Source organism: Comamonas thiooxydans (assembly GCF_002157685.2).
Taxonomy (GTDB): Bacteria; Pseudomonadota; Gammaproteobacteria; order Burkholderiales; family Burkholderiaceae_C; genus Comamonas; species Comamonas testosteroni_H.
Genome location: NZ_AP026738.1, coordinates 1097737 through 1111644, shown reverse-complemented (window position 1 = coordinate 1111644; position 13908 = coordinate 1097737). Strand labels below are relative to the sequence as shown.

Below are 13908 nucleotides of genomic sequence, written 5' to 3'. Positions count from 1 at the left end.
ACATGAGCACCTCCACCCAAGACGAGTTCGTCACACCTCCCGGCCTGACACCCGAGCTGATGCAATGGGTGCGCGCGCAAAGCGCCTCCGGCGTGCCGCTGCCATCGCTGCTGCAATCCATGCGCAAGGCTGGCTGGGCCGAGCATCTGGCGCGCCGCGCGCTGGCCCTGCCCGAAGAGGGTGAACTGCCCCTGCCTTTCGCAGCAGCCAGGCCCGAAGCCGAAGTGGCAGTGCAAGTCCATGAGTCGGGCGTTCCAGAGCCCGACCTGCTGACCGATCCCTGCTGCGTCCATGCCGGCGATCGCGATGTCCATGTACTGATGAGCGTGCGCCATCCACGCGTGGTGGTGTTCGGCAATCTGCTCTCCGACGAGGAGTGCGATGCCATCATCGCAGCAGCCCGCCCGCGCATGCGGCGCTCGCTGACCGTGGACAACCAGAGCGGTGGCGAGGCCGTCAACGACGACCGCACCAGCAATGGCATGTTCTTCCAGCGCGGAGAAAACGATCTTATCGGCCGTGTGGAGCAGCGCATTGCCAGGCTGCTGAACTGGCCGCTGGAAAACGGCGAGGGCATGCAGGTGCTGCACTACCGCCCAGGCGCCGAATACAAGCCGCATTACGATTACTTCGCACCCGACGAGCCCGGCACGCCGACCATACTCAAGCGTGGCGGCCAGCGCGTGGGAACCCTGGTCATGTATCTCAACGAGCCCGCGCGCGGCGGCGCAACCACCTTTCCCGATGTAGGGCTGCAGGTCGTTCCGCGCCGTGGCAATGCCGTATTCTTCAGCTATAACCGGCCCGACCCGGCCACCAAGACCCTGCACGGCGGCGCTCCCGTGCTGGAAGGCGAAAAATGGATTGCCACCAAGTGGCTGCGCGAACGAGAGTTCAAATAAAAACAGGCTCCAGCCCTTACCCATAAAGTGCCAGCAGCTATCTTTTCTACTGCTGGCCATTTTGTTTTTGAATCATGCACACCCCTGAACAATCGCAGCTGGGCAAAAGCTCGGCCTATGTGGACCAGTACGACGCGTCCCTGCTCTTTCCCCTGCCACGCCTGACCAAGCGCGAGGAAATCGGCGCCGCCATCAACCCACCGTTCTTTGGCGCCGATCTGTGGACTTCATTCGAAGTTTCCTGGCTCAATCTGCGCGGCAAGCCCCAGGTAGCGCTGGCGCATTTCACCATCCCCTGCGAAACGCCCAACCTGATCGAGAGCAAGTCCTTCAAGCTGTATCTGAACAGCTTCAACAACACCCGTTTTGCCGACGCCAGCGAGGTGCTGGCGCGCCTGCGCACCGATCTGTCCGAGGCCACCTGGCGCGGCAGCGAGGCAAAGGGCAGCGTGGGCGTGCGGCTGCTGCAGGCGGACCAGTTCGATGCCCAGCAAGTGCATGAGCTGGACGGTCTACTGCTGGACCGCCTCGATGTGGAGTGCACCCAGTACACGCCGGCTCCCGAGCTGCTGCGCGCCAACCACGACGAAGCCCCCGTCAACGAAACCCTGGTCAGCAACCTGCTCAAGAGCAACTGTCTGGTCACCGGCCAGCCCGACTGGGGCAGTGTGCAGATTCAATACAGCGGCGCGCAAATCGACCAGGAAGGTCTGCTGCAGTACCTGGTGAGCTTTCGCAACCACAATGAATTCCATGAGCAATGCGTGGAACGCATCTTCATGGACATCTGGACTCGCTGCAAACCCATCAAGCTGGCCGTCTACGCCCGCTACACACGCCGCGGCGGCCTGGACATCAACCCCTTCCGTACCAGCCACCCGGGCGCCCTGCCCGCCAATGTGCGTACGGCACGCCAGTAGCACCGGCACGACCCAATCAAAGGCAGCAGCCCCGTCCCAAGGCTGCTGCCCCTCAGGGAGAAGCCGCAAAGCGGCTCAGGAGGATCAACCCTTCCAAGGGCAGTCATCCTGCCCCAGCAAAGCCTCGGCATAACGCAGATCCTGAATGCGCAGCCACAGCCCGTTCATGCCCTGGCGCAGAGGCTCGACGGCAGCACGCTGCCAGGTCTGCGCCACCACCAGCTGACGCGACGCCGCCGACTCTGTCCGAGACTTTTGAACCGCGTTCGCCCCGCCCTGCTGCAACTCAGCATCGGGCAAGGGCAGATCCTGCCAATGCAGGCCCTGAGCATCCCAGCCCTGCAGCACCGGCATGCGCGCCTTGATCGCCAGCGTACGCACTTCCTTTTCCACGGGGTTGAGCCAGTGCAGCTGCCACTGCCCCAGCTCGCCATAGCGTGTCTCCACGGGCTCCAGCAAGGCCCAGCCTTCACCTGAAGGATGGGGACAGGCGCAGGGCCCGACGCCGCAAAACGCCAGGCCGCTGCGCGTCATGATCACGCCGTCCTTGCGAGGTTCATCATGCTGCCAATAGTGGTTGACGCGCTCGTTCACGCCACCCCACCACCAGACGGTGTCGCCGCGTACCTCGTCACGCCAGACATAGTCGCCGTCGGAGCAGGGGTGCTGAATCTGTCTCACCTCGCGCCAGCGCGGCAGCAATTGCCAGCGCCCTTGCGCATCGGGCGCCAGCTCGCGCTCTGAGTAAAGCGGACGCCAGTCGGGTCTTGCCAGATGACTGGCTGATACGGATTGCAAAGGCCAGCGCCAGGATGCGGTGGCGGGGTCCCAGTCCTTGTCCGCCAGACTGGCCGTCAGCGCCAGCACGCGCATGCGAGCGGCCATACCGCTCTTGACGGATGGAACAGCGGCCAGCCGCACCACGGGCCAGGGCAGGTCCACGCTTTGCAGGCGCTCCCCGTCCCAGACCTGCAGGCTGCCGCTTCCACCGCGAATCGGTGCACGGCCGTGCGGCATGAGAATCGCCCAGCGCCCCTGCACGATCACATGCTCCAGCGCCCAGGTGCCGGGCAGATGGCGCTCGCCCCATTGGAGGTTGTAGGCCGCCGTTTCGCCCAGCTCCTCCCTGGCAGGCTTGGACAGGGTCCAGATCAGGCGCTGGCCCTTGAGCGGCTCACTCTGCGCGCGCCACAGCGCGGGCTGCGCCGGATCACGCAGCCAGTCGAAGCTCACGGGTAGCGAGGGTTTGATGATGGGCTGGCCATCGCGCTGATGGGCGACGCAGACATCCACCTCGCTCATGGCGCAGCTGATGCTGGTGCCATCGTGCAGACGCTCGGTCTCGGGCATATCGAGCTGCACTTTCTGCAGCAGCAGCTCATTGAGCCAGCTCAGCGGCAAGACACCGGACTCCTGCTCATCACCCGACCAGGCCAGGCCCAGCGCCCAGGGTTTGCGATCCTCGGGCATCAACTCCGGCCATTGCTGCCAGCCGCGCTCCATGGTCCAGACGGCCAGCCGCAGGCTGGCCTGGCTGGCATCGCCCTGAGTGGGATAGGCATAGAGCGCAAAGGCCTGGGCATCGGCACGCCAGACCATGCTGTGGCTCTCGTCCAGCACCCAGGGCTGGGCGGATTCACCCAGCATCAGTTGCCAGTGCGGATTCTGCAGCGGGGCCATGGGGTAGCGCAGCTTGCGCAGCGAAGCCGGCCAGTGGCGCTGCAGTGTCACCGGCGGCACCGGGGTGGGCTGAGCCGGTTGCGGCAGAGTCGGCATGGGCCGGGCGACTTCGGCCGGCAGGCAGTCTGCCGGCACCCAGAGATCCACCACCTGCAGCAGGGACTGCGGCTGCGCAGCCATATGCTCGCCCAGCCAAGCCTCGAAGCTTGCATCGGACATGATCACATGCGCGTCGTCGGCAATGCCGCTTTCGTTGATGCTCTCGCCGCTCCAGCGCGGCATGCGCCAGTGGATGGCATCCAGCAACTCGCCTTCCGGCTTGCTGATCACCCAGCTACGACGTGATTTGCGATCGACCAGATGGGCGGTCTCGCTGTCATAAAAGCCCGTGCGCAGCCAGCGCCCGTCATAGGAGGTGTGCATGTCCATCTCCCAGACATGGGGCAGATAGACGCCGTCCGCACACAGCACATCGCCATAGATGGGACCGCCCATGCCGCGCTCGCCCTGGGGGCGAAAATTCACATCCCTGCTGGCCTCTGACGCCATATCCGCCTGCGCCGAAAGCTCCTGGCCGGAGGCCGTCTGCGCCGCCGCCTCCGGCAGGGCTCTGGCCTGGCCCGCAGGCTGATCGGCCTCCTGCCCGGCAGTTGCAGACGACTCGGGTCTGGCGTCAGCGCGCAAACGCGATATCAGCCAGATCAGCAAACACAGGGCCAGCGCCGCAATGGCGATCAGGGTCAGCACAACACTCATGCCGCAATCCTACCGAAAGCCGATGTGAAAAAGGCAGCTCCGCGGCTGCCTTTTCAGAGCAATGTGGCAAAAGCCTAAAGATGGAACACGTCCACCGAACGCTCCAGCGTACTGGCACTCTGGCGCAGCGATTGCGCGGCACTGGTCGACTGCTCCACCAGAGCCGCATTCTGCTGGGTCACCGAGTCGAGCTGGGCCACGGCCTCGTTGACCTGCGAGATGCCTATCGATTGCTCGCGCGTGGCAATGCTGATCTGGTGCACCAGGGAGCCGACCTTGTCCACGGCCTGCACCATCCCGTCTATGGTCTGACCCGCGGCACGCATGCGCGCATTGCCGTCATTGATGCCGTCGACCGTGCGGTTGATGAGCACGCTGATCTCCTTGGCCGCTTCGGCGCTGCGCTGGGCCAGTGCCCGCACCTCGCCCGCCACCACGGCAAAGCCGCGACCCTGCTCGCCGGCCCGCGCCGCTTCCACGGCCGCGTTCAGTGCCAGCAGATTGGTCTGGAAGGCAATGCTTTCGATCACGCCGATGATCTCGCTCATGCGGGTGGAGGAGCCGCGGATATGCTCCATGGCCAGTCCCACTTCGCTGATGGCCGCGCCGCTGCGGCTGGCCACCTTGCTGCTCTCGTCGCTGGCACCAGCCATGAACTGTGCCGTATCGGCCGTCTGCGACACGGTGCCCGAAATTTCCTCCATCGAGGCCGCCGTCTGCTGCAGGCTGGTGGCCTGCGATTCGGTACGCCCCGCCAGATCGAAACTGCTCTGGGCGATTTCATGGGCGGTCTGGGCAAAGCCCTGCACCTCGGTGCGCACATCGCCCACCACGGCGCGCAGATTGATCTGAATCTGCTGCAGCCTGAGCATCAGCGCCCCCACGGCACCGCTGTAGCTCTGGCTGCATTCGGTGCTCAGATTGCAGGCCGCCACATCGGCCGCAAAGCGGCTGGCTTCCTCCAGTCCCGCCACGCAGCGCCGTTGAAAGCGCCACAGCACGAATGCGCCGCCCGCCACCAGGCTTGCAGCACGCCAGCCCCAGGCAGTTGCACCCTGCCAACCCAGCATATCGGGCAGCATGGCGATCAAGGCCATGATGGCCAGCAACCAGGCCATGCGCGCCACCAGGCCCACATCCTTGCGACCATCCCACCAGCCCATCAGCCCCAGACGGCGCACCGCGCCCGCGCGCAGGCGGAAGCTGGCCCGGGCCTGCTTTTCCTCGTTGCGCATGCGCGCGTACAGCGCTTCGGCTTCGGCCACTTCCCTGGCCGAAGGCTTGGTACGCACCGAAAGATAGCCGCTTGGCTTGCCGCCCTCCATGATGGGCGTGACATTGGCGCGCACCCAGTAGTGGTCGCCGTTCTTGCGGCGGTTCTTGACCAGTGCCGTCCAGGGATAGCCATGGGCAATGGTGCGCCACATATCCTTGAAGGCAGCGGCCGGCATGTCGGGGTGGCGAATCAGATTGTGCGGCTGGCCGATCAGCTCTTCGTAGGCATAGCCGCTGACACGCACGAAGGCCGGGTTGCAATGAGTGATCTCGCCCTTGGTGTTGGTGCTGGAGACCAGCAACTCATCACCTGGAAAGTCGTAGTTTTGTTGAGATACCGGCAGGTTCAGGCGCATGCTTTGCACTCCTCCAATAAGCCTGTTTAGTTTTTGTTCGAGAGTGAGCGATCAGGCATCCCGTCGACAGCTGGTTAACCAGATACACAAATTCACACTTGGATCATCGCACAGTGATGATTCCCGAGCCCCCAGGCTCAGAACAGAGATGCGGTATAGGGATCCGAATGCTTGACCGAGGTCAAACCATGAGGTCTGAGCAGCAGTTCGCGAGCCGCAGGATCGCCGGCACTTGCCTGCCAGAGCTGCTCGGCAATCAGGCCCGAGACCTTGACGCCCAGAAGCCTGATGCGCTTGCCAAGCGGCACGCGCTTGAGGCATTGGCCCGCGGCCAGGCGGATGGCTGCCGCATCCTGTATAGGCAGGTTCAGGGTCTGGTCCCGCGTGGCGATCCTGAAATCGTCATAGCGCAGCTTGATGCCCACGGTGCGCCCCACATAGCCCTTGCGCTGCAGATCCTCTGCCAGACGCTCGCACAGGTCCGTGAAGATCGCGCCCAGTTCGGCCTTGTCGCGTACGGCATGCAGATCGCGCTCGAATGTGGTTTCCCGACTCATGGAAACCGGCTCGCTCTCGGTCACCACGGCACGCTCGTCCCGCCCCCAGGCCGACTCGTGCAGCCAGTGGCCATAGCTTTTGCCAAACCAGTGCAGCAGCTGCGGCAGGCTTTGCGCGGCTAGGTGGCCAATGGTTTCTATGCCCAGGCTCTTGAGCTTGGCATCGGCCTTGGGCCCTATGCCGTTGACCTTGCGGCAGGCCAGCGGCCAGATCTGGCTTTGCAGATCTTCGGGCTGGACGATGGAGATGCCGTTGGGCTTGTTGAATTCGCTGGCCATCTTGGCCAGCAGCTTGTTGGGAGCCACACCGACCGAGCAGGTCAGGCCCGTGGCATCGAAAATGGCTTTCTGGATCAGCCGGGCCAGCACGCGTCCGCCTTCGCGCTGGCCACCGGGCACGTCGGTGAAGTCGATGTAGACCTCGTCCACGCCGCGGTTCTCCATCAGCGGAGCAATCGACACGATGATCTCTTTGAAGGCCCGCGAAAAGCGCCTGTACTCGCCAAAGTCCACGGGCAAAAGAATCGCCTGCGGGCACAGCCTGGCGGCCTTCATCATGCCCATGGCCGAGCCCACACCGAACTGCCGTGCCGGATAGGTGGCCGTGGTGATCACGCCGCGCCCCGTGTAATCGCGCAGCAGCGGAAAGTCCGCCACCGGGATCTCGGACAGCGGCCGCCCCGCATGCCGCGCCAGCAGCTCTTCGTCAAAGCTGCGCCTCCCGCCGCCGATCACCACCGGCAGCCCCTTGAGTTGCGGGTAGCGCAGCAGTTCCACGGAGGCGTAGAACGCATCCATGTCCAGATGCGCGATGCGCCTGGGCCTGGAATCGGGGCTGGTGGGAAGATCGCTCACAGTGCCGATTTTGCCTGCGCCGGCAGGAACCGGCAGCCATGCGCCAAACAAACACACAGGCACCGGGAAACGGCAAGCAGCGCACCCCCGGCCCTGCTGCCATCCCCTCCCGAACAGAGAAGGGAAGGCTCAAGCCGCCTCAGGACGAAACTTTGCCCTGCTTGATGTCTTCGAGCTCGTCAAAGCGCATATCTGCATAGCTGACCCAGGTCTTGCGCTTGACCAGCCAGTAACCCAGCCAGAACAGCAGGAACAGCGGAATACCCAGATAGGTCGACACCACGCCACCCCAATCGATGCGATCTTCCAGGAAGGCCTGATAGTTCTGGCCCAGCGTCACCACCAGACACAGTACAAAGGCAAAGATGGGACCGAAGGGGAAGGCGCCGGCCTTGTAGGGCAGAAGGCCCACATCGTGACCATGCATGACATAGCCGCGACGGAAGCGGTAGTGGCTGACGGCAATGCCCAGCCAGACGATGAACTCCGTCATGCCGGCCAGATTCAGCAGCCAGATATAGACGGCCTGCGGGCTGTAGAGCGAGGAGAACAGGCACAGGCTGGCGACCAGCGTGCTGCCGATCAAGGCCACCAGCGGCACGCCGTTCTGGGTCAGCCGGGAGAAGATGCGCGGCGCATTGCCCTCGGTCGCCATGTTGTAGAGCATGCGCGTGGCCGCATACATGCCGGAGTTACCAGCCGACAGCACCGAGGTCAGGATCACCGCATTCATCACCGTGGCCGCCGACAGCAGGCCTGCGTGCTGGAACACCAGCGTGAACGGGCTCACGGCGATATCGGCCACATCGGTGCGCAGCAACTGCGGATCGGTATAGGGAATCAGAAAGCCGATGACGACAATGGCCAGCACATAGAACAGCAGGATGCGCCAGAACACCTGGCGGATCGCGCGCGGCACGTTCTCGCGCGGATTCTCGGATTCGCCCGCCGCCACGCCCACCAGCTCCGTGCCCTGGAAGGAATAGGCCACGATCATGGCCACGCCCACAAAGGTCGCGAAATTGCCAACGAATGGCGCATCGCCCGTGGTCCAGTTCTCGAAGCCGGGTACATGGCCGTTGCTGATGATGCCGAACAGAATCAGCACGCCGGTGATCAGAAAGGCCACCACGGCCAGCACCTTGATCAGCGCGAACCAGTACTCGGCCTCGGCAAAGCCGCGCGCGGAAAACGCGTTCAGCCCTACCATCAGCAGCAGGAACAGACCGCTCCAGAGGATGCCCGGCACATCGGGAAACCAGTAGGCCATGACCAGCTGCGAGGCCACCAGATCCACCGCCACCACCACGGCCCAGCTGAACCAGAAATTCCAGCCCAGCGCAAAGCCGAAGCCGCGATCCACATAGCGCGAGGCATAGGTGGAGAAAGAGCCGGCCACAGGCATGAAGGCGGCCAGCTCGCCCAGGCTGGTCATGATGTAGTAGACCATGATGCCGATGAGCAGATAGGTGAGCACGGCACCGCCGGGGCCGATCTGGGCGATGGCCGAGCCGGAGGCCACAAACAGGCCCGTTCCGATGGCGCCGCCAATGGCGATCATGCTCAGGTGGCGCTGCTTGAGCACCCGGTGCAAGCGGGGCTGGTTATCGTCACCATCGCCAGTCGGCGCGAGCTGCTGGCTTGAGTTGGGTTGGGACATAAATGTCTTGTTGTAATGGTTTGCGCCCATCCGGACAAAACACCCAACCATCCCGCAGGCGCTGCGACAGGCAACGCAAAAAGGCGACCATGACGGTCGCGGGCAACAAGGACAAAGGAACGAAGCCATGACAGCAGAACGCCATGGCGGATAGGCCAGTTGCATCCTGAATCGGCAGCCACCCCAGTCGGGCGCTTCAATGGCAAAGCGGTGATATCGCCGGGCCCATTGACAGGCAAAGACGATATTTTGCCCAAATCCACCGCCGACCATAGCCCGCCATGCCAATGCAGGGGCTGACTCTGGGGCTGCTCGGCGGCACTTGACAGCGTCTATCGCTATGAATTTAGAAGCAAGCCGCGCTTTAATAGATTCATTTTCATAGACAAATAATCAATATTTCCTTGAAAGATAGGCGTAAAGCGCTATCAAATAGCATGAACCCGACATGAGCAGCCATGGCTGGGCCCTGGTGTAGAAGTCTAGAAAACCCGTATATCCAGGCGCCGCCGTTCTTCCTACATTTGCCCACAGGCTCTCAGCCTAGTGATGCCGAGAGAGACTGCAGCGCAAACTTGGCGCATGCAGCGCCGAAGGAGCAACCGCCCCGGAAACTCTCAGGCCAAAGGATCGGCATCGCTTTCACACACTCTGAAGAATGTCTGGACGTCATCGTCCGCCGGGCATACCGAAGGAGCAAGCGAGCAGCGCCCCATGGTGCTGCCTCGTGAATCTCTCAGGTCCAGAACAGAGGGGGCGTCCGCTGCGCATGTTGCGCACGGGCTCCACCCTTGACGTTTCTGGAATCTGAATCATGAAGACAATCGCCGTCATCGGCGGTGGCATCACGGGCGTGACCACCGCCTACGCCCTCGCACGCCGCGGATTTTCCGTCACCCTGTTCGAGAAGCAGCGCTATGCCGCCATGGAGACCTCGTTCGCCAATGGCGGCCAGCTCTCGGCCTCGAACGCCGAGGTCTGGACCCATTGGTCCACCATCGTCAAGGGCCTCAAGTGGATGCTCAAGAGCGATGCTCCGCTGCTGCTCAACCCCAGGCCCAGCTGGCACAAGATTTCCTGGTTCTGCCAGTTTCTCTCTGCCATCCCCCATTACGAGAAAAACACCGTGGAGACCGCCAGGCTGGCGATTGCGGCACGCGAGCACCTGTTTGACTGGGCGGCCAGCGAAGGCATTGACTTCGATCTGAAGCAAAAAGGCATCTTGCATATCTACCGCGACCGAGCAGGCTTTGAACATGCGGGCAAGGTTTCCCAGTTGCTGGCCAAGGGCGGTCTGGAGCGCCGCGCCGTGACACCGCAGGAAATGCGGTCCATAGAGCCGACCCTGTCCGGAACCTTCTATGGCGGCTACTTCACCGAGAGCGACTCCACCGGCGACATCCACAAGTTCACCAGCGGCCTAGCTACCGCCTGCGAGCGACTGGGCGTGCAATGCCGCTACGGCCAGGAAATCGTGTCGGTGAACAGCAATGGCAAACAGGCCAGCGTGACCGTGCGCCAGGGTCTGGAAACCGAGACCTCGACTTTCGACGCCATGGTGGTCTGCGCAGGCACGGCCAGCCGCGCCCTGGCTGCCCAGCTCGGCGACAGCGTCAACATCTATCCGGTCAAGGGCTATTCCATCACGGTCAATCTGCCGGACGAAGCCAGCCGCGCCGCAGCCCCCGTGGTGAGCCTGCTGGACGACGAGACCAAGCTGGTCACCAGCCGCCTGGGTGATGATCGCTTCCGAGTTGCCGGTACGGCGGAGTTCAACGGCTACAACAAGGACATCCGTGCCGACCGCATCCGCCCGCTCATCGAATGGGTTCAGCAGTGCTTCCCGGGCGTCAGCACGCGCAGCGTCGTGCCCTGGGCGGGCCTGCGCCCCATGATGCCGGACATGCTCCCGCGCGTGGGCCCTGGCAACAAGCCCTGCGTGTTCTACAACACCGGCCACGGCCATCTGGGCTGGACCTTGTCGGCGGTCACCGCCGACATGGTCGGCGACCTCGTGCTGCATTCCATGGGCAGCGCCAGCAGGCAGCCCCGACCGGCCACGCTGACCACCGCCAGCGCCTGACCACCACCTGAAAACCTCATCAACAAGCCAGACACGGCAGCCGCAGCGCCCCGTGAGGGACAGCTGTTGCCGTGTGAATGGCAAAACGGAGACATACAACATGAGTCGAAATCATCCAAGCGCAGCCAGGGAGTCGCTGCAGCAGACAGGGGAGCTGGAGCGCGGCCTCAAGGACCGGCATATCCAGCTGATCGCCCTGGGTGGCGCCATCGGCGTGGGCCTGTTCCTGGGCTCGGCCAAGGCGATCCACAAGGCCGGGCCGCTGCTGCTGGTCAGCTACGCCATCGCGGGGCTGGCCATCTTCTTCATCATGCGGGCACTGGGCGAGTTGCTGGTGCACCGCCCGGTGGCCGGCTCTTTTGCCACCTATGCCGAAACCTATGTCAGCCCCTGGGCCGGATTCGTCACCGGCTGGACCTACTGGTTCACCTGGGTGGTGACGGGCATGGCGGAGCTCACCGCCATAGGCATCTACACCCATTACTGGTTTCCGGCCATTCCGCAATGGGTTCCGGCGCTCGCCACCCTGGCCGTGCTGCTGGGCGTGAATCTGATTGCGGTCAAGGTTTTCGGCGAGCTGGAATTCTGGTTCGCGCTGATCAAGGTCGTGACCATTGTTGCCACGCTGGTGTTGGGAGTGGCCATCATCACCACGGGCTGGGGACCGCTGGGCCAGACGGCAAGCTTCACCAACCTATGGTCACATGGAGGCTTTGCACCCGTGGGCATGGTGGGCGTGGTCTTCACCTTGCAGATAGCCTGCTTCGCCTATACCGGCGTGGAATTGATAGGCGTGACGGCCGGCGAGGCCGAGTCGCCCGAAAAAGTTCTGCCCAAAGCCACCAACAGCATCGTCTACCGCATTCTGATCTTCTATATCGGCGCCCTGGTCGTCATCATGTCGCTGGTGCCCTGGAACGAGCTCAGCCCCGACATGAGCCCCTTCGTCCATGTCTTCGACAAGCTGGGCATTCCCGCCGCTGCCGGCATCATCAACTTCGTGGTCATCACCGCCGCAGCCTCTTCGTGCAACAGCGGCATCTTCAGCACGGGCCGCATGCTCTATACGCTGGCGCAATTCAAACAGGCGCCCGCCAGGCTGGGCCGTGTCAATGCGCGCCATGTGCCTGCGGCCGGCATTGTGATGTCTGCGGCATTCATGCTGCTTGGCGTGGTGCTGAACTATCTGGTGCCCGAGGAGGCCTTCATCTACGTGACCAGCATTGCCACCATCGGTGCCGTCTGGACCTGGGGCATCATCGTCTTTTCCCATCTGCGCTATCGCCGCGCCGTCAGGCTGGGTCATGCCGCAGCCGTGGCCTACCGCATGCCCGGCGCGCCGTTCACCAACTGGTTTGTGCTGGCCTTTCTGGCCGTGGTGCTGGTCTGCCTGTCGCTGGATGCCAGCACCCGCGTGGCGCTATATATCGCGCCCCTGTGGTTTGCGCTGCTGACGATCGGCTACCGGCTCTACGCGGTCAAGCCCGAGCAACGCCAACGCCTGGCGCAAGCGCAACAGCAAGCCGCCTGAGGCGCAGCACAGCCGCGGTGGCACGCTATTGATTCAGAAGCTTCTTGCGCCTTCTCATAGTTCATTTCAAGGACTTTTAGCTTTGAAAACGAGCACAGGAAAGCGCGGGAAGCTCTTGAAATCAGAGCTGCAGACAGATCAGCACCAGGCCCAGCATCATCAGCGCCATGCCCAGCTTTTCCGTCAATGAGAGCTTCTCGCTGAACACCTTGCGCGAGACGATATAGCTGAACACCACCTCCACCATGCCCAGGGTGCGCACGGCGGCCGCCCCCTGCATGGCATAGGCGGTGAACCAGGCCAGCGAGGCCGCAGCGCCCATGCTGCCGGCCAGCAGCGAGATGCGCCAGGCCTTGAAGATGGGGCGCAGGCCCTGCTCATGGGTTCTGGCAATCCAGGCGCTCATGACGACGGACTGCATGGTCTGCGCGATCAGCACGCCCCAGGCCCCGGACAGCCAGGGCGAGCTCACGCCCAATGTTGCGATCTCGACCGCACCGCCGCGAAAGCCCACCGTGGCCAGCGCAAAACAGGCGCCGCAGATCAGGCCGTAGACCGAGGATTTGCTGGTCCAGGCCGAGAACGTGAACAGTTGCCCGCGCGGCGGCAGCGACAGCATCAGCACGCCCACGGTGGCAAGCACCATGGCCAGCAGCGCCAGGCGGGTCGGCAGCTCGTGCAGAAACATGGCGGCAAACAAGGCCACCTGCAGCACCTCGGTCTTGGACAACGTGACCGCCACGGCAAAGTTACGTTCCTTCATGGCCACCAGCAAGGCAGCCGTGGCCGCGACCTGAAAGAAGGCACCAAGCGCAATCCAGCCCAGATAGGCGGCGCTGAACTTCGGCAGCACCAGGGACGGATCGCCCAGCGCATACAGCGCCAGCAGATAGATGGCGGCAAACGGCAGGCCGTAGAGAAAGCGCACCAGCGTGGCCGGCAGCGTGCCGACCTGCGCCGTCAGCGAGCGCTGGGCCGTGTTGCGCACCGTCTGCGCCGCCGCCGCAAACAGCACCACGCCCACCCACAAATATTCCATTCCTATGCCCGACATGACACGCTTTCTCTTTCGTTAGCGCGCCAGCATAGCGCCGGCTGCCGGACGGCGCTGACGCGATTCGTGCAGCCCACCCGCTTGAGGCAAGGTGACGCTAAGCGCGAGAGGCAACCGTCCTGATGGCGAGGTCTCTTTCCGCGCAAATAAACCCCATATCCAGACCATTGCTGCGTCTTTAGCTACAATTTCAGCCGGGTGCCCGTCACACAAGGTGGCGATGGCAGGTGAATGTTCATGCGCAGGTCGGGCCGCCAGCGCACCGTCGTCTTGCAATGC

General features: G+C 63.4%; 9 protein-coding genes and 1 riboswitch. Of the genes, 4 read left to right on the top strand and 5 right to left on the bottom strand.

Translation table 11 applies throughout. The features are described 5' to 3' along the window. Nucleotides 1-2 precede the first annotated feature (2 nt). Entirely contained in the window at nt 3-902 is a 900-nt protein-coding gene (locus tag CTR2_RS05010; RefSeq protein WP_087084838.1) for a 2OG-Fe(II) oxygenase, read from the top strand. A 74-nt stretch (nt 903-976) separates the two neighbouring features. Beyond that, nucleotides 977-1822: an NADPH-dependent 7-cyano-7-deazaguanine reductase QueF gene (gene queF / locus CTR2_RS05005; protein ID WP_087084839.1), complete on the top strand. Its 846-nt coding sequence runs from the start codon at nt 977-979 to the stop codon at nt 1820-1822. 84 nt (nt 1823-1906) lie between these two features. Here the strand turns inward: queF and CTR2_RS05000 are convergent, their stop codons facing one another. From CTR2_RS05000 to CTR2_RS04985, 4 genes are all read right to left on the bottom strand, one after another. Continuing rightward, entirely contained in the window at nt 1907-4258 is a 2352-nt protein-coding gene (locus tag CTR2_RS05000; RefSeq protein WP_087084840.1) for a hypothetical protein, read from the bottom strand. Between the two features lie 74 nt (nt 4259-4332). Next, the gene (locus CTR2_RS04995; protein ID WP_087084841.1) at nt 4333-5889 is read right to left on the bottom strand and encodes a methyl-accepting chemotaxis protein; all 1557 of its coding nucleotides are present in this window, start codon (nt 5887-5889) and stop codon (nt 4333-4335) included. A gap of 137 nt (nt 5890-6026) precedes the next feature. Further along, nucleotides 6027-7244, bottom strand: coding sequence for a DNA polymerase IV (dinB, locus tag CTR2_RS04990; protein ID WP_254913466.1), 1218 nt, complete (start codon nt 7242-7244; stop codon nt 6027-6029). A gap of 196 nt (nt 7245-7440) precedes the next feature. Further along, on the bottom strand, nt 7441-8961 hold the full coding sequence (locus CTR2_RS04985) for an amino acid permease (protein ID WP_003067734.1): 1521 nt from the start codon (nt 8959-8961) through the stop codon (nt 7441-7443). 543 nt (nt 8962-9504) lie between these two features. Continuing rightward, nucleotides 9505-9604: riboswitch (glycine riboswitch) on the top strand. A gap of 171 nt (nt 9605-9775) precedes the next feature. Between CTR2_RS04985 and CTR2_RS04980 the strand changes: the two genes are divergently transcribed. Together CTR2_RS04980 and CTR2_RS04975 are read left to right on the top strand one after the other, a co-directional pair. Then, a complete protein-coding gene (locus CTR2_RS04980; RefSeq protein WP_087084842.1) occupies nt 9776-11044 on the top strand; it encodes a D-amino acid dehydrogenase in 1269 nt (422 codons plus the stop codon). A gap of 100 nt (nt 11045-11144) precedes the next feature. Then, nucleotides 11145-12575, top strand: coding sequence for an amino acid permease (locus CTR2_RS04975; protein WP_087084843.1), 1431 nt, complete (start codon nt 11145-11147; stop codon nt 12573-12575). A 121-nt stretch (nt 12576-12696) separates the two neighbouring features. On the opposite strand, the gene CTR2_RS04970 is transcribed toward CTR2_RS04975, so the two are convergent. Further along, the gene (locus tag CTR2_RS04970) at nt 12697-13629 is read right to left on the bottom strand and encodes a DMT family transporter (protein WP_087084844.1); all 933 of its coding nucleotides are present in this window, start codon (nt 13627-13629) and stop codon (nt 12697-12699) included. Between the last annotated feature and the right edge of the window lie 279 nt (nt 13630-13908).